Consider the following 17978-nt stretch of genomic DNA (forward strand, 5'->3'; position numbering starts at 1 on the left):
TACCGCAGGATGCTGAGGCAGAGGCGCACGGCAAGGACCACGCGCTGGAGCGGTGCTGGTGGGCTGGGCGGTCCGCGCGGCGGTCGAGGAGTCTTCCCCGTGCGCGCACCACGATCGTGCGGCGGACCGGGAGGAGCACCGCCCCGCCACCAGGTGCAGGGATTCCTACTCTGCGCGAGGGGGGCCGGGGATGAGGATGGGGGCCGCACGTCTGCAGCCACCTCGTGTAGCCCTCGGACACCGCCGGCACGCTTGAGCGCGCGCCGGCGGCATCGCGTCACAGCGCGACGAGGTGCGGTTCGGGGTCCAGGATGCTGTGGTATTGCTCGAGCCAGCCTAGTGCTCCGTCAGGATCCGCCTCCATGTAGCGGTCGAACTTGGCCTTGCGATCCTGCTCGCGGCTCCACCCCATGTGCTTGATGGTGAGGTCCGTGAACCCGACCACACCCTCCGAGCCGAGGGGGAAGGACCCGCAGTGGTGAGTGGCGTCCCTCCACCTGTTCGGTGCCGTGGGATCGAAGCGAACCGCTCGGACCCACTGGCGGTGATGCGCCGTCCAGAACTTGTCGTCGCGGTAGTGCGTGTCCGACCACATGTCGCACAACCGGAAGCTCATGCTGTCCACTCCAGGCAAGAACTTCGTCGTGAGGATGAGGCGGAGTCGTTCGACGTGGTCCTCGGGCAAGAGTTCGTCGGCGTCGAACCCCAAGATCCAGTCTCCTCGTCTCGCCATCCTCGTGGCCGTGTCCCACAGCCGCTGACGCTGGAAGCGCTCGTCGCGCGCGAACATGCTGACCGCGCTCTCGAGCACCTCGTCGGCGTACTGGTAGGCGATCTCACGCGTCGTGTCCGTGCTGGCGTCATCGAGCACCACGACGTGGTCGCTGAGGAAGCGAGCCTGTCGCAGCGCCTCGTGGAGCCATCGATCGGCTTCGTTCTTGACCAGCATCATGCTGATCACGTTCACCATCAGATCGCCCTTCGAGCGGATCGGGGATTCTTGTCGCAAGTCACGATGCCCCCACCGTGACCCCCACGGACGGGCGTCCTGCCGCGGCCGGAAAGTGCTCAAGGATCTCGCGCGCCGCGTACTCGGCGGCCCGGCCGTCGCCGTAAGGGTTGGCCACGGCGCTCATGCGTCGGTAGTCGTCGTCTTCGAGGAGGAGTTCTCGCACCGCGCCCACGATCGCCTCGCGTCCTGTCCCGATGAGGCGGGCGCATCCGGCGTCGACGGCCTCGGGACGCTCGGTGCTGGCACGCATCACCAGGACCGGTTTGCCGAGGCTGGGGGCCTCCTCCTGGAGTCCTCCTGAATCCGTCAGGACCACCGACGCGTCTCGCAGGGCGGCGACCATGTCGCGGTAGGGGAGCGGCGGGACCACCTGCACGTTATCGAGGCCGTCCATCGCCGCGAGTACTCGGCCCTTGAGCTCAGGGTTGGGGTGGGCGGCCCAGAGGAACCGTTGCCTTCGGTGGGTCGTCGCGAGGTGACGAACCGCGTCGAGGATGCCCTGGAAGGCGGCCCCCCACGATTCTCTGCGGTGGGCGGTCACGAGGACGTGGCCACGGCGGCCTCCGTCGATCATACTGCCGGCGTCCTCGGTGGCGGGGGCCAGTCCGGCCACCGTTGTGAGCAGGGCGTCGATGACGGTGTTGCCGGTGACCGCGATCCGCTCAGCGGCGACGCCCTCCCGCACCAGAGCGGCCCGGGCCCGCTCTGTCGGAGCGAGGTGCAAGTCGGCGATCTGGCCGATCAGCCGACGATTTCCTTCCTCAGGAAACGGGTTGTGCAGGTCCGCTGTGCGAAGACCGGCTTCTAGGTGGACGACTGGAACCCTGGCGTTGAAGGCAGCAAGAGCCGCTGCGAGAGCCGACGTGGTGTCGCCTTGGACCACAACGGCGGCGACGTCGGCCTGATTGAGGTGCTCTGTAGTCCCTGCTTCGACGTCGGCGAGGAGACGGCCGAGGGTTCGCCCATCCGGCCACGGGCCGAGGGTCACCTCAGGCGAGAGACCGAACGAGGTCAGGACGTCGCTCACCACGGTCGTGTGCTGGCCCGTGCTGAGGACGCGCACGGCAGTGCCGCTCGCGCGCAGTCGTGCGATGAGCGGGGCCATCTTGATGGCCTCCGGCCTCGTTCCGACGACGGCCACGACGTACTGGTCAGACACCGGCGACGACTCCCGCCTCGGCCAGGAAGTGCGGAAGTCGCTGCAGGTCGGACTTGCGGTAGAGGTGCAGGGGAGGTAAATGAGTGTCCGCGTGGAGCCGAAGCCCCACGGCCATCGCGCGAACGCAGAAGTGCCGGTCCTCTCCGTTCAGGGAGAGGTTCGGGATCTCGGCAAAAGACACACCGCGCATCATGGCCTCGCGTGACAACAGGGTGCAGGCCCCGAGGCCTCCGACCTCGTAGACGCCGGGGATGCGCAACACGTCGAGGAACTCCTGCGCGCGACGCGCCTCCTCGTGGGCCGAGATGATCTCACCTCGGCGCCGGTAGACGATGTCGTAGGAGTCGCGGAGCCACACTTGGGGCCATTCCGGGCTGCCGGGTTGCCAGGACGTCCAGAAGACCTCGCTGACGATGTCCTTGCCGAGACTCGCCAGGTGTCCGATCGTGCCGGGGCGGAGGACGATGTCGGAGTCGACGAAGAAGATGTGGTCGTACCCGCCGTCCCGTGCGTGATCGATCAGCGCGTCCTTGAATTCCGCCACCCGCCAGATGAGGCCGTCCTTCCAGTGGTGGGTGTTCTCGTCCCGGTGGTACCGCTGGGCAGGCGGGACCTTGACCACGGTGGTGTTGGGATGTTTCGAGGAGAAGTCCGCCAGCAGTTCGGAGGAGCGGGCGTCGTGGTTGTCATCGACGAAGGCGTAGTCAACGACGAGTCCGTTCGTCTCCTGCAGGATGAGGTTGTCAAGGAATGCGGCCAGGATCTCGGGATCCTGCTGGACCGGGGATGCTGTCAAGACCCGGGTCGGCGACATCGGGGTGCTCCTAGGGCTGGTTCAGGACGGGGGCGAGCGTGCGGCGCGCGTGTCGGGCTGCGAGGTTCAGACCGGAGCGAGGACCGAGGCGACGTTCGGTGCGTAGCGAGAGAGCTGCGCCGTCAGCGGAATGCGCTCGTGCTGCGGGACGACGGCGAGCATGGAATCAAGGGCGGGCCGCACGTCCTCCTCGCCCACCTCGACGAGGACGCTCGCACACAGGATTCGGGTGATGGTGTCCCGCTCGCCTCGGGCGAGGGCGATGCGGCGCAGGGGGCAGAGCTCCACCACGCCGGCTTCGCGGCACCGCAGGGACCACTCCAGAGCCTTCTCGAAGCTGAGGGTCGGCCACTGCTTGGACACCGCGACGAGGACCGCCGTGCGGGAGCGCTCCGTGCTCCAGAGGTGCTCGAAGAACACGTCGGTAGCGTCAGCCCGGCACGTCTGCAATTGTGCGAGGTAGGGCTTGAGCAGGTTGGCCGGCAGTGCCTCCGCCAGGCGGCGCACACCGTTGTGCGCCTCGCTGGACAGGAGGAGGGCGCTGACCGGGGAGATGTTCGAGATCCCGGTGGCAACGTGCTCGAGCAGCATCTCGGCCGCTTCCCGCCCCCGACCCTGACGAGCGATGCTGGTGATGAGTTCGTCGGTGTGGGCGCGGGCACGGAACTGGGCCTGGCTGAACATCCGGTCGTCCTCGAGGGAGCGGATCAGACGCTCAGCCTCGGCCCAGTCGCCGGCGGCCATGCTGACGTGTGCTCGGAGTGCGTTGCAGGCGTGCGGGCTCTCCCCCCAGGCCGCCATGCGGTCGATCCAGTCGCGCGCCACATCGAGCTGCAGTTGGTTGAGAGCGCTGAGAACAACAGTCTGACCCGACATGATGCCGTAGGACGCGGGGATCGTGTCCAGGTCGAGCTCCGCGAACGTGCTGAGGGCCTTGGCGTGGTTCCCTGCGAGTGCAGCTGACCTACCGACGTTCACGATGAGCTCGTCGATGTTGCGGGCACCTCGCGCGCGCGCCTTCTCGAGCGCGCTCTCCGCCAGCCTGAGGTTGCGCTCGCCCTTGTTCCGTTCGTTCAGGTGCATCGCTGTGTAGCCATAGTGTCGCAGGTGGATCGCCTCGTTGAGGACGTGCGGGGCCTCCTGCCAACGACCGACGATCGCTTCGTGGAGGGCGCCCTCCCAACGACAGTGCGACCTCCTCAGGACACGCGCGACCATCGCTCTGTGCTCTGCGCCGCCGTCGGTGAAGGCGCTGGAGACGACCTCGACGGCGAAGCTCTGCGCCGAGGCGAGGTGCAGGGACCTGCGCCAGGCTCGAGGATCCCCTTGCACGACCTCGTCGGCGTCTACGCTCAGTACCCATTCGCCCCGGCAGTGCTCCAACGCTCGGTTGCGGGCGGCTCCGAAGTCGTCGTCCCAGTACCCCTCGATCACGATCGCGCCGTATTCACGCGCGATCTCCACCGTCCGGTCGCTGCTGCCGGTGTCGTAGACGACCACCTCGTCCGCGAACGCGATCACTGCCGTCAACGAGGCAGCGAGGAACTCTTCCTCGTCCTTCACGATGTAGCAAGCGCTGATGAAGACCGGTTCGTCGCTCATGTGTGCCCTCTCGCAAGGTGCCGCGGCACCACCACCCGTTCAGCCCATCCATCGGCAGCCGGTCGACCCGACCTGAGCACGCCCAGGTGTGCCCCGGACGCCCCTCGCGAAACACTGGTCACACCCGCTACGTCTGGCGGGCGCCTAAGCGCGGGCCTCCGCCACGTGAAGGGGGTCTCAGGACACGAACGCTGCTCACAGCTAGTCACCTTAGAGCTACCTAGGGCATCATTGAAGAGCAGTCTCGAGCACGCAGGGTGTGGATGAGGACTTCCACCTGTTACCCCGGGGATCCTGGGGTGCGCCTCGTGCCACCGGGGGGCACGGCCGAACGGGCGACGTCGAAGAACATGACCGGAAACGTTCAGGTCGCGGTCGCTGGCTCCGATGGAGTCAGTGGCTGGCCCGCGAGGGCAGGCCAGGCCGGACCACGGATGGACCGGTAACCCCCACATCGACCCCACTCACGGAGGAATGAACATCATGGGTCTTCGCGTCAACAACAACATCGCGGCTCTGAACAGCTACCGGAACCTGCAGGCGACGGACAAGCAGCTCAACTCCTCCTTGGAGAAGTTGTCCTCCGGTCTGCGGATCAACAAGGCTGCTGACGACGCTGCCGGCCTGGTGATCTCCGAGGGTCTGCGTTCGCAGATCGGCGGTCTCACCGTTGCGGCCCGCAACGCCCAGGACGGCGTCAACGTCGCCCAGACCGCGGACGGCGCGCTGAGCACCTCCACGACCATCCTGCAGCGCATGCGTGACCTGGCTGTCCAGTCGGCCAACGACACCAACGACACCACGTCCCGCGCGGCCATCCAGAAGGAGATCACCTCCCTCTCGGCCGAGCTCGACCGCATCTCGGACAAGTCCTCCTTCAACGGTGTCAACCTGCTCGACGGCACCTTCGCGGGCAAGGTCTTCCAGGTCGGCGCGTTCAACGGCGACACGATCAGCTTTGACGTCAAGTCCGGTGCCTCTGCGGCGTCGGCCGTCGTCGCGGCCACCGAGACCTTCACGTCGACCGGTGCCTTCGACAACGCGGCCGTCAGCGCGGCCACGTCGATCTCGATCGGCGGCAACACGGTCAGCTTCGCCGTCAGCTCGTCGGCTGCTTCCATCGTTGCGGCGATCAACGCCGACCCCACGGTGGGTGCCGCGTGGAACGCCACGACGAATGCTGCTGGGTCCCTCATCCTGACCTCCAAGGTGGCTGGCAACGTCACCGACGCTGCGGTCAGCTTCGGTGGCGCGACCTTCGCTGGCACCGAGGTTCAGGGTGCGGTTGCCTCCGCCGCCGTCAAGGCCGACTCCTTCGGCTCCGGTGGTCTTGGTCTCGGCACGCTCAACCTGTCCACCCAGTCGGGTGCGGCGTCGGCGATCGCGACGATCGACACCGCCCTGAAGACGGTCTCCTCGGCTCGCGCCTCCATCGGTGCGCTCCAGAACCGCTTCGAGCACGTCATCAACTCCGTCAACGTCGCGGTCGAGAACCTGACCGCGTCGGAGTCGGCCATCCGCGACACCGACATGGCCAAGGAGATGACGAAGTTCACCCGCAGCCAGATCCTCTCGCAGGCTGGTACGAGCATGCTGGCGCAGGCGAACTCCGCCTCGCAGAACGTCCTCACGCTGCTGCGCGGCTGAGTCTGACATGAGGTGGTCCGACCTCGGTCGAGCCACTTCCTGAGGCGGGGGTGCCGGTGATGCCGGCACCCTCGCCTGTCTCCACATCAACCTCGACCAGACAGGAAGGGTGACCGGAATGGCTTCCGTCTCATCGTCCACTGTCGACGGATTGATCAGCGGGCTCGACACCAGCGCGATCATCAGCAAGCTGCTCACCGCGGACGCCGCTCCGCAGACGCAGCTCAAGACGAACGTCAGCGCAGCCCAGCTGAAGGTGACGGCCTACCAGTCCGTCAACACCAAGATGTCGGCACTCCAGACCGCCGCGGACAACCTCTCCAAGGCGACCACCTGGGCTTCGGCGAAGGCCACCTCCTCGAGCGACTCGGTCGTGGCCACCGCGAGCAGCACGGCGCAGCCGGGCAGCGTCACGCTCGACGTCCGCAACCTCGCGAGCGGTCGCAGCGTCATCAGCAAGGACTTCTACAGCGCCACCGACACGAACGCCGCGTCGGACATGGGTTACCCGCTGGACGTGGTCGCCAACGGGCAGATCGTGGGAACGGTCAGCCCGAGCCGCGGCACCCTCAGCGACGTCGTCTCGGCCATCAACAAGGCGACGACTCTCGGCATCACCGCCGTCGCCGTGCGGGTGGGGGACAACCAGTACCGCCTGCAGATCACGTCGACCAAGACGGGTGCGCAGGACGGGGACTTCAAGCTGGTCCCGCGCAACTCGGACGGCACGTCGGCCGGGGTGAACGGCGCCCAGAGCACGGACTTCGACAACCTCACGGTGGCGGCGAACGCTCAGGCGTTCATCGTCGGTGACGGGTCCAGCGGCAGCACGAGCGTGCCGGTCAGCAGCCCGACGAACACGTTCCAGGAACTGCTGAGCGGCGTCAACGTGACGGCGAGCAAGACCGGCGTCGCCAAGGTGACCGTGGCCGGCGACCCGAGCGCCGTCGCGGACGCGGTCGGAGCCCTCGTGAAGGCAGCGAACGACGCGGTCGGCGAGATCACCACGCAGTCCCGCCCCGGCGCCGTCGGGTCGGACGGCAAGGTGGTCGGTGGTGGCACCCTGCGGGGTGACGCCATCCTGCGTCAGCTCAAGACGTCCCTCCTCGGGACCGTCACGAGCGCTCTTGGGAACAACGTCTCCCCGGCGCAGTTCGGCATTCAGTCCACGAAGGACGGCGAACTCACCTTCGACAAGGCGAAGTTCCTGGAGTCCTACGGCAAGGACCCCGTCGCGGCCCAGCAGCTGCTGGCGCCGAAGAGCGTGGACACCGCGTCGACGGCCAGCGGTCTGGTGGACCGGTTGAGCGCGCTCGCCAAGAGCGCGACCGACCAGTACACCGGTCAGCTGACCACTGCGATCACCGGGCAGAACACCACGATCAGCGACCTCACGAAGAGGATCGCCGACTGGGACGACCGCCTGGCCGACCGCAAGGTGCGCTACCAGAAGTACTACAGCTCGCTCGAGACGTCCCTCGGCAAGCTGCAGAACCAGTCCAGCTGGTTGGCCGGGCAGCTGTCCAAGCTCGGCTGAACCGACGAGACGGTCCGGCGGGAGCCGGGTGCGCGTGAGCGCACCCGGCTCCTTTCGCGTTCCGGCCACTTTCAGGAATCCGCCCGCGTTGCCGATGGAGTGCACGACAATCCGTCCACCCCACGGAGGACCACCGCATGACCTCGATGACGTACGGCCGTTCCAAGAACCGCTACCTCGGGGACGCGCTCGCCACGGCCACGCCGGCGACGCTGCTCGTGATGCTCTACGACCGCCTCTTGCTGGACCTGCAGCGGGCTGAGAAGGCGCAGCGCGAGCAGGACCGCGAAACCGCGCACACCAACCTCATCCACGCCCAGGCCATCGTCCAGGAACTGCAGAGCAGCCTCGACCTGGAGGCCTGGGAAGGTGCTCCCGGCCTGATGTCGCTCTACACGTGGCTGTTGCAGGAGATGTCGAACGCGAACGTCGACTGCGACCCCGAACGCACCGCGCGCTGCCGCGTCGACACCGTCGAGCCGCTCGCCGAGGCGTGGCGCGAGGCGGCGCTCAAGGGCATGGCGGGCTCGACGGGCAGCGCGTGAACCAGGCCGGCGCTGCTGCCCAACCTTCCGAGTGGATCGCGGCGTGGGCAGAGGCGCTGCGGACCGTCGAGGGGGACGTCCTGCTCGCCGAGGACCTCCTGCGCCGTCTGCACGGCGACCCCGGGTTCGTCCCGGAGGTCCCGGTCGGGGACTCGTGGACGTCCCCGGACGTCACCGGGCCAGTCCCGGAGCAGTTCGCCGAGCGTGCCCGCCGGTTGCTCGCCCGGCAGGAGGAGGTCGGGGCGGCGCTGGAGGAGGCGATGCACCACGTCCGCTCCCAGACGCGGGCGCTGGCGAAGCTGGACCGGGCCGAGTCCCGGCCGGTGTTCCTCGACACGGCGGTGTGAGGCGCGCGAACGGGTGACGTTCTAGATAACGAGGCAAGTTCTAGAACCTTCGGGTCGATGAGCAGGTGAGCCCCGGCGACGGTCCGGGGCCCGTCTGCTGCGAGGTGCCCGATGTCCCCGTCCCGCCGTTCGCGTCGTCATGCCGCCGCCGTCGGCACGCTGGCCCTCGCCCTCGTTCTGGCCCCGCTGCCGTCGACGTGGGGGATCGGACCGCAAGCGGCCGTGGCCGCGGTCAGCTCGAACCAGACGGCGCCCTCGGGCGTCCAGGCCGACGCGACGGCGACCGGCGTCTACGTCCAGTGGACGGCCAAGACCGACGGACCCTCCGGCTACCAGGTCCAGTACGACACCAGCCTCATCGGTCTGGGACTCGGGTCCACGATCAAGGACGTCGCCGGCGGCGCCACGACGTCGACGTTCATCAACGGCAGTTTCCTGAACTCCTTCGCCGTGCGGGTTCGGGCGGTCTACGGCTCCGGTGTCCTCAAGACGTATTCGGACTGGTCCGGGGCGGTGTCGGCGACGCCGAACCTCAACGGCAGTACCCCGGCACGGCCTGCGGGCCTGACGGCGACCCCCGGGCAGGACAGCGTCGTCCTGGCCTGGAACCCGCCGCCCGCGGACAGCCGGACGGCCGTGAAGGTCTACCGGAACGGGACCCAGGTGGCGACCGTCGCGGTCCCCACGACGACGTGGACCGACACCACCGGAGTCCTGGGGACCCAGTACACGTACCACCTCGTCGCCGTGGGGTCGCAGCCGCAGTACGTGTCCGCGAACTCCGACAGCGTGGTGGCGGGTCCCTACGACCGGATCCCGCCGGCCGCGCCCGCCGGGCTGGCCGCGGTGGCCGGTGACGCGACCGCCACCCTGTCGTGGACGGCGGGGACGGAGTCCGACCTCGACCACTACGAGGTCACTCGCGGGGGAACGGTCACGACCGTCCCGCGCGCAACCCCGTCCGTGACCTTCACCGGGCTCACCAACGGTCTCGCCCACACCTGGTCGGTCACCGCGGTCGACCGGTGGGGCAACGTCTCCGCGACGAGCAGCGTGTCCGCCACGCCCCGGGACACCACCCCGCCGGACGTCCCCGCGGGCCTGTCCGTGAGTCCGGGGGACGCCGCGCTCACCGTCACCTGGAACGCTTCCGCCGCCGCGGACACCGCCGGCTACCGCCTCTACGTCGACGGCGTCGCCCGCCCGGTCACGACCGCCCGGACGGCGCAGCTCACGGGGCTGGTCAACGGCCGTTCGTACTCGGTGTCCGTCGCAGCGGTCGACCTGGTGGGCAACGAGTCCGCCCGCAGCCAGACCGTCGCGGGCACCCCGCGCGACCTCACTCCGCCGGGCGCCCCCGCAGGGCTGGCCGCGGTGGCGGGGGACGGGCAGGTCGCCCTGTCCTGGACGGCGAACACCGAACCCGACCTCGCCTCCTACCGGGTCGTGGACGCGGCCGGTGGGGTCCTGGCCACCGTTCCCGCCCCGGGCAGGACGGCCGTCGTGACCGGTCTGGTGAACGGGACGACGCAGTCCTTCCGGGTGATCGCCGTCGACACCGCCGGGAACCCCTCCGCCCCCAGCACGGCCGTCAGCGCCACGCCGCGCGACCTCACCCCGCCGGGAGCACCGACGGGTCTGGTGGCGACTCCCGGCGACGGGAGCGCGACGCTGGGCTGGGCCATCAACCCGGAGGCCGACGTCGCCCGCTACGACGTCCTCGACGGCGCCGGCGCCGTGGTGGCCTCGGTGGCTCACCCCGCCACCGGTGTGGTCGTCGGCGGCCTGGTGAACGGCTCGGCGTCGACGTTCCGCCTCGTCGCCGTCGACCGCGCGGGGAACACGTCGGCTGCCAGCCAGGCCGTGTCGGTGACGCCTCGCGACACCACGCCCCCGACCGCACCCTCCGGCGTCGCCGCCACCGCCGGCGACGCCACCGCCGTGGTGACGTGGACGGCCTCGGCCAGCCCCGACGTCACCCGGTACGAGGTCGTCGACCAGACGGGTTCCGTCCGCGCCACCGCACCCGCCGGCGCGACGGGCACGACCGTGACCGGCCTGCTCAACGGCACCACCTACACCTTCTCCGTCGTCGCCGTGGACGCGGCGGGCAACCGGTCCCCGGCCGGGTCGGCCGCTCCGGTGTCCCCGCAGGCACCGGCGCTGGCGGCCCCCACGGGGCTGGCGGTGACGGGGCAGGACGCGTCGGGGACCGTCGGCTGGACCGCGGTGGCGGGCGCGGCCTCCTACCAGGTGCTGCTGGACGGGGCGGTGTCCGCCAGCGTGACGGGGACCTCGGCGGCCCTGACCGGTCTGGTCAACGGCCGCACCTACGCGGTGACGGTGCGCGCCGTCGCCGCGGGCGGGCAGCCCGGCACCCTCTCGTCCTCGGTGTCCCTCACACCGCGGGCGGCCGCGCCCGCACCCACCGCGCCCCCGGTCAGCGGGTCGGGTTCGGCCGGCGTGTCCACCACGCGCGACGGACGGTTCAGCCTCGTCGGCACCGCGGCCCAGCTCGAGCCGTCGGACACGAACTCGCTGTTCGAGCTGTACCTGCGCGACTCGGTGGCCGGCACCGTGACCCGGCTCGACCCCTCGGCCGCCGGGACCGACCTCGGCGCCAGCCAGACGGCCATCAGCGCCGACGGCCGCTTCGTCGTCGTCGTGACGTCCGCGGCCAAGGTCGCCGCCGACACCAACAAGCTGCCGGACGTGTACCGGTTCGACCGGTGGACCTCGACGTGGGAACTGGTCTCCGTCCCGACCTCCGGGAAGGTCGCGACGGTGGCGGGCACCGAGTTGCAGTCCCAGACGCGCGTCTACAGCCAGGCGCCGGCTGTGGCGGCCAGCGAAGACGGCAGGTTCGTCTTCTTCTACTCGGCCAGGACGGACCTCGTGCCCGACGACACCAACGGGACCGTCGACCTCTTCCGCAAGGACATGACCAGCGGCGTGGTCGTCCGCGTCTCGACGACCACGACCGGTGGCCAGCTCGGCGCCGGTGCGACCGGCCCGGCGCTGGCCGTGACGCCGGACGGTCGGTTCGCCGTGTTCCCCTCTTCGGTGCAGAACATGGCCGTGCTGTGGCGCAAGGACCTCCAGACCGGAGCCCTCGACGTCGTCTCCGGGCGTGGCCAGTGGGGGAGCCTCAGTGCGGCCTACCCGGTCAGCAACGACTCGCGCGACACCTCCGTCAGCGACGACGGCCGGTTCGTGGCCTTCAGCTCGAGCACGACGGCACTGACCCCCAACGCCGCCGAGTACCTCGTGTACCGGCGCGACATGACCGTCGCGGGCCAGTTCAGCCGGGTCGGGATCCAGACGACGACGTCCCGCTGGGAGCACGGCGCGCAGCTGGACCCGACCGGCCGGTGGGTGTTCTTCGCGACCACGGCGAAGGTGGGTGCGGACACGGACAACCGGACCGACTGGTACCGGACCGACGCGCAGAACCCCGGTGCGCCGGCCGTCATGGTCACGTCCCAGGCCGACGGGACGCCGACCTCCCGGCGGCTCACCACCCAGGAGTCCACTGCCGAGTACGGCGTCGTGCACGTCCTGTCGGCCGACTCCGTCCTCGTGACGACCATGCAGTCCCTCGTGCCGGCGGACACCAACGGCGTCGTCGACACCTACAGCAAGAACCTCACGACCGGCTCCGTCGTCTCCCGGATGTGAGGGACACCGTGCCGTAGCGTCGCACCGTGCAGCTCAGCGCGTGCCTCATCGTCCGCGACGCCGCCGACACGCTCGGGCCCTGCCTGGACGCGTTGGTCGGCGTCGTGGACGAGGTCGTCGTCCTCGACACCGGTTCGGTCGACGGCACGTGGGAGCTGCTGCGGGGGCGACCCGGTGTCCGGTCGTCGCAGGCTCCGTGGACCGACGACTTCGCCGCCGCCCGGAACACGGTCCTCGCCGCCGCGCGGGGGGAGTGGGTCCTCAGCGTGGACGCCGACGAGGTCCTCGTCGCCGGCGGAGGTGCGCTGCGCCGCAGTCTGTCCCACGAACCCGGGAGGACGCTGGCCGTCTGCGTGCGCAACCTCGGGGCGGACGGGGGACGGGACTACGAGTTCTCCGCGGTGCGGTTGTTCCGGCGTGAGGGGGCGGTCTGGAACGGCCGGGTGCACGAGCAGGTCGGCCACCCCGCGCACCGCGACGAAGCGCCCGGGGAACTGCCGCGCGACGTCGCACGGCTGGACCACCGGGGGTACGCCGACGAGGGCGCGCGCCGCCGCAAGGGCGAACGCAACCTCCGGCTGGCAGTCGGGGAGTTCGAGCAGCTGCGCACCCGGCCCGGGGCCACCGCCGAGCAGCTCGCCGGTGCCGCGCTCGACCTGGGCAGGTCGGCGCTCGGTGCGGGCGACCGTCAGCGGGCCGTGGACGCCTTCGAGGTGGTGCGCGAGCTGGTCGCGTCCGGTCCGTCGTGGTGCCAGGCGACCGACTACCTCGCCCGTGTCCTGCTGGGGGCCGGGGAGGCCGGACTGGGCATCGTGCTGGCCGACCAGCTCGTCCTAGCGGGCGTCGACCCCCGGTACTGCCGGTGGTTGCGGGCGCAGGGCCTGGCGCAGCAGGGTCGGACGCGTGACGCTCTGGCCGAACTCGACGGGCTGACGACGATCGTCGACACGGCGGGCCGGCGCCACGATCCGGTGGCCCTCGACGTCCTGCGCCGGTTGTGCCGGGAGGCCGCGACGGGCTGACGGTTCAGGCCGCCGCGATCCGCAACGGCGCGGGCCGCGCGAGGTGGTACCCCTGCCCCAACCCCACCCCGAGCTCCCGCAGCACCGCGAGTTCTGCGGCCGTCTCGATCCCCTCGGCGATGATCCGCGCGCCGGTGGCCTGCGCGAACGTCACGAGGCCGGCGGCCAGGGCCCGGCGGGAGGTGTCGGCGTCGATGCCGCGCACGAGGGAGATGTCGAGCTTGATGAAGTCCGGCAGCACCGCCAGGACGTGCGACAACGACGCGTACCCCGCTCCGGTGTCGTCCACGGCGATGCGCAGGCCGTTGCGGCGCAACGGCTCGAGCGCCTGCAGGAGGGCCGTGTAGTCCGCGACGGCGGAGTGCTCGGTGATCTCGACGACGACGCGGTCCAGCGGCAGCGCCTGCAGGCGCCGTAGGAAACCCGGCGTCGTGATGGTGGAGGGGGAGACGTTGAGGGCGAGGAAACCCGGCAGGTGGGGCAGCCCCTGGAGCGCGTTGTCGAGGGCGGACAGTTCCAGGTCCTCCCCGGCGCCGACCTCGGCGGCGTCCGCGAACCAGCGGTCGGGGCTCGGGGTTCCCGCGGGGAACCGGCTGAGCGCCTCGGCGCCGACGGTGGCGCCGGAGACGAGGTCGACGACGGGCTGGTAGACGACGACGGGGCCGCCGGAGGCGTCGAGGTCGGCGAGCCGTGCCAGTCGCGCCCGCCGCAGCCGGCGCGCCCCGTCCTCCTCCTCGACGAGTTCCATGACGGCGTCGGCGACGGCGATGAGGACCTCGGCGTCGCGGTCGCGCAACCCGGGGTCGGGCTGGCGGGACAGGGCGCACAGCGTCCCGTAGAGCGAGCCGTCGCGTCGCCGCAACGGGATGCCGACGTACGTCCGCGCGCCCGCCGCCCGCGCCGAGGACTGCTCGAACGCGGGGACGCCCAGGTCGGGCACCACGAAGGGCCGGCCGGTGGCGACGACCCGGTCGCACAGCCCGTCGTCCTGGGCGGCCGGCATGCCCGGCACGTACGGGACCGTCCGCGGGCAGGCCACGTTGCGGATGAGGCGGCGTTCGCCCTCGATGGTCGTGATGAAGGCGATGTCGGCGCCCAGCTGGCGCCGGGCGAGGTCGAGGAGGGCGTCCAGGGGACTGCGGCCGGGGGCGGGGGGAGCGGGGGCCGGCCGGCGGTGCGGTGTCGTCGGCACGTCGGCGACCAGGCGCTCTTCGGCGCTCGCCCACGTCGCGAACAGGGTCGTCTCGTACGAGCGCGTCGCGTGCCCGGTCCGGGTGCCGATCCCGTCGGCGGCCAGCGCGGTGCGCAGCCGCTCCGTGAGGGCGGCGGCCCCGGTCGCGTCCGTCCCCGGCAGCAGCAGCCCGAACCGGTCCGGCGCGGTGCGGGCGATGAGGTCGCCGTCCCGCAACCGCGCCGTGGCGGCCCCGGCGGCGCGGTGCAGGAGGGCGTCCCCGGCGGGCAGCCCGAGCTCGGCGTTGACCTCGGCCAGCCCCTGCACCTCGAGCAGCACCAGCGAGACGGGGACGGCGTGCCGGGCGGCGTGCTGCTCCTCGGCGGCCAGGGCCTCCTGCCAGGCGGGCAGCGTCGCGATCCCGGTCACCTCGTCGACCCGGCCGTCGACGGCGGCGTGCCGGTCCGCGCGGGTCCGGTCGGCGAGCTCGAGCTCGGCGGCGAGCAGTGCCCCCAGCAGGTCACCCTGCAACCGGATGCTGTCCAACAGCCCGGGCAGCCGGGTGCCTTCCCCCTCGCCGATGCCGCACAACGTCGCCAGGACCCGCCCGTCGGGCGAGGTCAGGGGCACGCTGACGACGGAGACGGGCACCCCCTCGACGGTCCCGGGGCGGTCGGCCAGGGAGTCCGGCCACCGCGGCATCGCCAGGGACAGCGGGTGCGCGCCCTGCTCGACCACGCGGCGGCAGTGCGTGTCGGCCCACGGCAGCGCGTCGCCGACCTGGACGCCGAGGACGGGGTCCAGGGCGGCGACGAGCACCTGGTCCGGCCCCTCGGTGCGTCCGATCCACCAGCTGCGCAGCCCCGCGCGGTCGGCGAGGTCGCGCAGGGCGCGCTGCGCGACGGCGACGAAGTCCACCGCGTTCACGGGCGCGGAGGGGACGGACGGGGACACGTGCACGTGATCGGATCCCCTTCCGAAGTGCTTGAGAATTCGTCCACCGCGTGGGCGAACGCTTCCAGGATGTCAACGCTGCGTAAAAGGAGTGTGACGGACGAAACGCTTCGCGTGTGCCGACCGATGGAAGTGGACAGTGGGGAACAGCTCGCCACGCACCGCAGGAGACCACCGGGAGACCCGATGCCGACCACCCGCACCACGCTCGCCGCGTGCCTCGTGCTGCAGGGCACCACCGACACCGGTGCCCTCGCACCCGCGCTCGAGCAGGACCTGCGCGGTCTCGTGGACGTCGCCGACGAGGTCGTCGTCTACGACACCGCCGACCACATCGCCCCCGGCAGCCCCGCCTTCGCGGCCACGCTGCACCCCGCCGTCACGGTCGTCTCGGGCTTCTGGGCCGACGACCGCGAGCGCGCCCAGGAGGCGGCGCTGGCCCACGTCGGGTCCGACTGGGCGCTGTGCGTCCTCGCCGGTGAGCGGGTCACGGCCTCCACCGAGGAGCTGCGCGACCTGCTGCACCGCGCCACCGACGTCCCCGCCATGTCCGTCCGGGTCGACGACGTCGTCCGCGGCACCCACCGCTCGGCGCGGCTGCTGCACAAGGCCGCCTCGGGCACGCGCCGCACCGGCGACGTCCCCGAGGTGCCGAGCGCGCTGCTGACCGTCCGCCAGCCCGTCGCCACCACCGCCAGCGTCCCGCGGCAGCGCGGAGTCTTCGACCGGGTCTGACGCGCGGCGGGGCCGGTGCGTGGTGCGCGGCCCCGCCGCGGTGGCCGCGGCTGGCCTGGAGGCACCCCCGGGAGGTCGTCACGTGTCCGAGCAGCTGGTCGAGTCGCACACCGGCGTGGGTCCGGGGCTGACCGGGGAGCAGGTCGAGCAGCTTCCGGAGACGCCGCGCGCCGGGTGAGCCGACGGGCAGGTGCTCCAGACCCCGACCCTGTCCCACGACGTCCGAGGACGCCGACGTGGGGGACTGCTCGGCTGAGACGTCAGTCCCCCGAGACGGAGAAGTGCTGGTAGTCCTTCAGCGACGACCATTCCCCGCCCCACGAGAACCCGTGGTCGGCGAAGGCCCGCACGACGGGGTCGCCGGCCAGGACGACCCCTCGGCCCGGTCGCCGCTCGACGAACGCGCGACCGGCGGCGGGCAGCACGGTGGTGCCCTTGACGTAGGGGTTCTCGACGGGGTTGAGGTCGATCGCCGTGCCGTAGGAGTGCTCCGAGAAACCCGTGCCGCCCGTCGTTCGGCGGCAGTTGAACGCCGAGGTGTTGTCCGCGGCCATCGAGGCGTCGTCCGAGCCGCCGAACGCCTCGACGGGTTCCATCCGGGCGACGGGTAAGCGCTGGGCGTACAACTGCGCGAACACCGCGACGACGGCGGCGGCCACGTCGGCGTGGACGACGAGCCGTCCCGTCGAGGGGGCGCCGGCGAAGTCGACGAAGGACACCGTGACCGTCCGCAGCTTCTCCGGCGCGACGGGGCACCCGGGTCGCCAGGACGCGGACAGTTCCGCGGCCGTCACGGGCGCCACCGACGAGGTGAACGCCGGCGTCACCGGGGTCTGGACCGGGCGGGCCTGGCGGGTGACGTGCGCCGACGGGGGGCCGGAGGGTTCCGTCGCGACGGGTACCGCACAGGCCCCCAGCAGCAGGGGCACGGCGATGACTGCGCTGCGTAGGCGGAACCTCACTGCTCGCATCGCCGCACGCTACCCCGTCAGGCGGCGCGCACCGGGGACGTCGACGACGCGCTCGTCACGTCGACCGTCCGGGCCTGCTGCGAGACCCCCGCGACGACGGCGAGGAACAGCGCCGGGCCGACCATCTCGCAGGCCTCCTCGACGGTCTGCAGCGTCCCGAGCAGCAGACCCTGCTCGCTGAACCCGCTGTCCGACAGCGCGTTCGCCACCATCTCCAGGCCGACGGAACCGCCGACGTACAACGCGCCGGCCAGCAGGACGAGGGCCGCGGTCCGGCGGGGCAGGGCCAGCAGGAACCGCGCGTAGAACAGCGCGACGAGGACGACCGCGGGCAGCGCGGCGGCGACCCAGGCGTACTTGAACACCCCGGAATCACCGACGACCGCGGTCATCGGTCCGACGAACCGCTCGTGCAGCGCCACGAGCTCGTCCAGGGACAGGTAGCAGAACCCGGCCCCCAGGACCATCCAGTGCCAGGCCCAGCGGCGGCCCTCGACGAGCGCCTGACGCCCCACCTCGAACGTCACCAGACCGGTGACGGTGAGCAGGACCGCGGAGTACCACGACGGCAGGTTCGTCTCGGCGTTCACGTCGACGAACTTGCGGGCCGACACGACCGCCCCGGCGTCGACGCCGAACGCCACCGTCAGCAGCAGGAACAGGTAGCTGAGGGCCGACAGCACCACGGCCGCCCCCAGCAGGACGAGGAACAGGTGGCGTGGTCGGACGGTGACTCGAAGCATCGCGGGGACCCCCCGTCGAGCCCGGTGCCGGGAACTCTGGC

Annotated in this window: 14 protein-coding genes; 7 read left to right on the top strand and 7 right to left on the bottom strand. The window is 71.1% G+C overall.

Annotated elements, in window-relative coordinates; genetic code table 11:
* Positions 1-277: 277 nt before the first annotated feature.
* The 4 genes from AB1207_RS12405 to AB1207_RS12420 all read right to left on the bottom strand — a co-directional run bounded on the left by AB1207_RS12405 (position 278) and on the right by AB1207_RS12420 (position 4587).
* Positions 278-952 carry a glycosyltransferase gene (locus AB1207_RS12405; protein ID WP_367638908.1) on the bottom strand — a complete coding sequence of 225 codons (675 nt, stop codon included), beginning with the start codon at positions 950-952 and terminating at the stop codon, positions 278-280.
* 58 nt (positions 953-1010) lie between these two features.
* Positions 1011-2153, bottom strand: a complete 1143-nt coding sequence (gene wecB / locus AB1207_RS12410) for a non-hydrolyzing UDP-N-acetylglucosamine 2-epimerase (protein ID WP_367638685.1) — start codon at positions 2151-2153, stop codon at positions 1011-1013.
* A gap of 10 nt (positions 2154-2163) precedes the next feature.
* The gene (locus tag AB1207_RS12415; protein WP_367638687.1) at positions 2164-2985 is read right to left on the bottom strand and encodes a hypothetical protein; all 822 of its coding nucleotides are present in this window, start codon (positions 2983-2985) and stop codon (positions 2164-2166) included.
* 66 nt (positions 2986-3051) lie between these two features.
* Positions 3052-4587, bottom strand: a complete 1536-nt coding sequence (locus AB1207_RS12420) for a glycosyltransferase family 2 protein (protein WP_367638688.1) — start codon at positions 4585-4587, stop codon at positions 3052-3054.
* A gap of 483 nt (positions 4588-5070) precedes the next feature.
* Between AB1207_RS12420 and AB1207_RS12425 the strand changes: the two genes are divergently transcribed.
* The 6 genes from AB1207_RS12425 to AB1207_RS12450 all read left to right on the top strand — a co-directional run bounded on the left by AB1207_RS12425 (position 5071) and on the right by AB1207_RS12450 (position 13363).
* On the top strand, positions 5071-6234 hold the full coding sequence (locus tag AB1207_RS12425) for a flagellin N-terminal helical domain-containing protein (protein ID WP_367638689.1): 1164 nt from the start codon (positions 5071-5073) through the stop codon (positions 6232-6234).
* Positions 6235-6385: 151 nt separating this feature from the next.
* On the top strand, positions 6386-7771 hold the full coding sequence (gene fliD / locus AB1207_RS12430) for a flagellar filament capping protein FliD (RefSeq protein WP_367638690.1): 1386 nt from the start codon (positions 6386-6388) through the stop codon (positions 7769-7771).
* Between the two features lie 137 nt (positions 7772-7908).
* On the top strand, positions 7909-8316 hold the full coding sequence (fliS, locus tag AB1207_RS12435; RefSeq protein WP_367638691.1) for a flagellar export chaperone FliS: 408 nt from the start codon (positions 7909-7911) through the stop codon (positions 8314-8316).
* The gene (locus tag AB1207_RS12440; protein WP_367638692.1) at positions 8313-8663 is read left to right on the top strand and encodes a hypothetical protein; all 351 of its coding nucleotides are present in this window, start codon (positions 8313-8315) and stop codon (positions 8661-8663) included. Before fliS ends, AB1207_RS12440 begins: the two co-directional genes overlap by 4 nt.
* Before the next feature lie 111 nt (positions 8664-8774).
* A complete protein-coding gene (locus AB1207_RS12445; protein ID WP_367638693.1) occupies positions 8775-12341 on the top strand; it encodes a fibronectin type III domain-containing protein in 3567 nt (1188 codons plus the stop codon).
* A 26-nt stretch (positions 12342-12367) separates the two neighbouring features.
* Positions 12368-13363, top strand: coding sequence for a glycosyltransferase (locus AB1207_RS12450; RefSeq protein WP_367638694.1), 996 nt, complete (start codon positions 12368-12370; stop codon positions 13361-13363).
* A 4-nt stretch (positions 13364-13367) separates the two neighbouring features.
* On the opposite strand, the gene AB1207_RS12455 is transcribed toward AB1207_RS12450, so the two are convergent.
* A complete protein-coding gene (locus AB1207_RS12455) occupies positions 13368-15461 on the bottom strand; it encodes an EAL domain-containing protein (RefSeq protein WP_367638695.1) in 2094 nt (697 codons plus the stop codon).
* 213 nt (positions 15462-15674) lie between these two features.
* On the opposite strand from AB1207_RS12455, the gene AB1207_RS12460 reads away from it, so the two are divergent.
* Entirely contained in the window at positions 15675-16223 is a 549-nt protein-coding gene (locus tag AB1207_RS12460) for a glycosyltransferase family protein (protein ID WP_367638696.1), read from the top strand.
* A gap of 260 nt (positions 16224-16483) precedes the next feature.
* Here AB1207_RS12460 and AB1207_RS12465 read toward each other — a convergent pair whose 3' ends face one another.
* Positions 16484-17194 (bottom strand): M15 family metallopeptidase, encoded by a 711-nt coding sequence (locus AB1207_RS12465; RefSeq protein WP_367638697.1) that lies wholly within the window; start codon positions 17192-17194, stop codon positions 16484-16486.
* A 17-nt stretch (positions 17195-17211) separates the two neighbouring features.
* Positions 17212-17937, bottom strand: a complete 726-nt coding sequence (locus tag AB1207_RS12470; protein WP_367638698.1) for a DUF8692 domain-containing protein — start codon at positions 17935-17937, stop codon at positions 17212-17214.
* Positions 17938-17978 lie beyond the last annotated feature (41 nt).

The organism is Kineococcus endophyticus (assembly GCF_040796495.1).
Lineage (GTDB): Bacteria > Actinomycetota > Actinomycetes > Actinomycetales > Kineococcaceae > Kineococcus > Kineococcus endophyticus.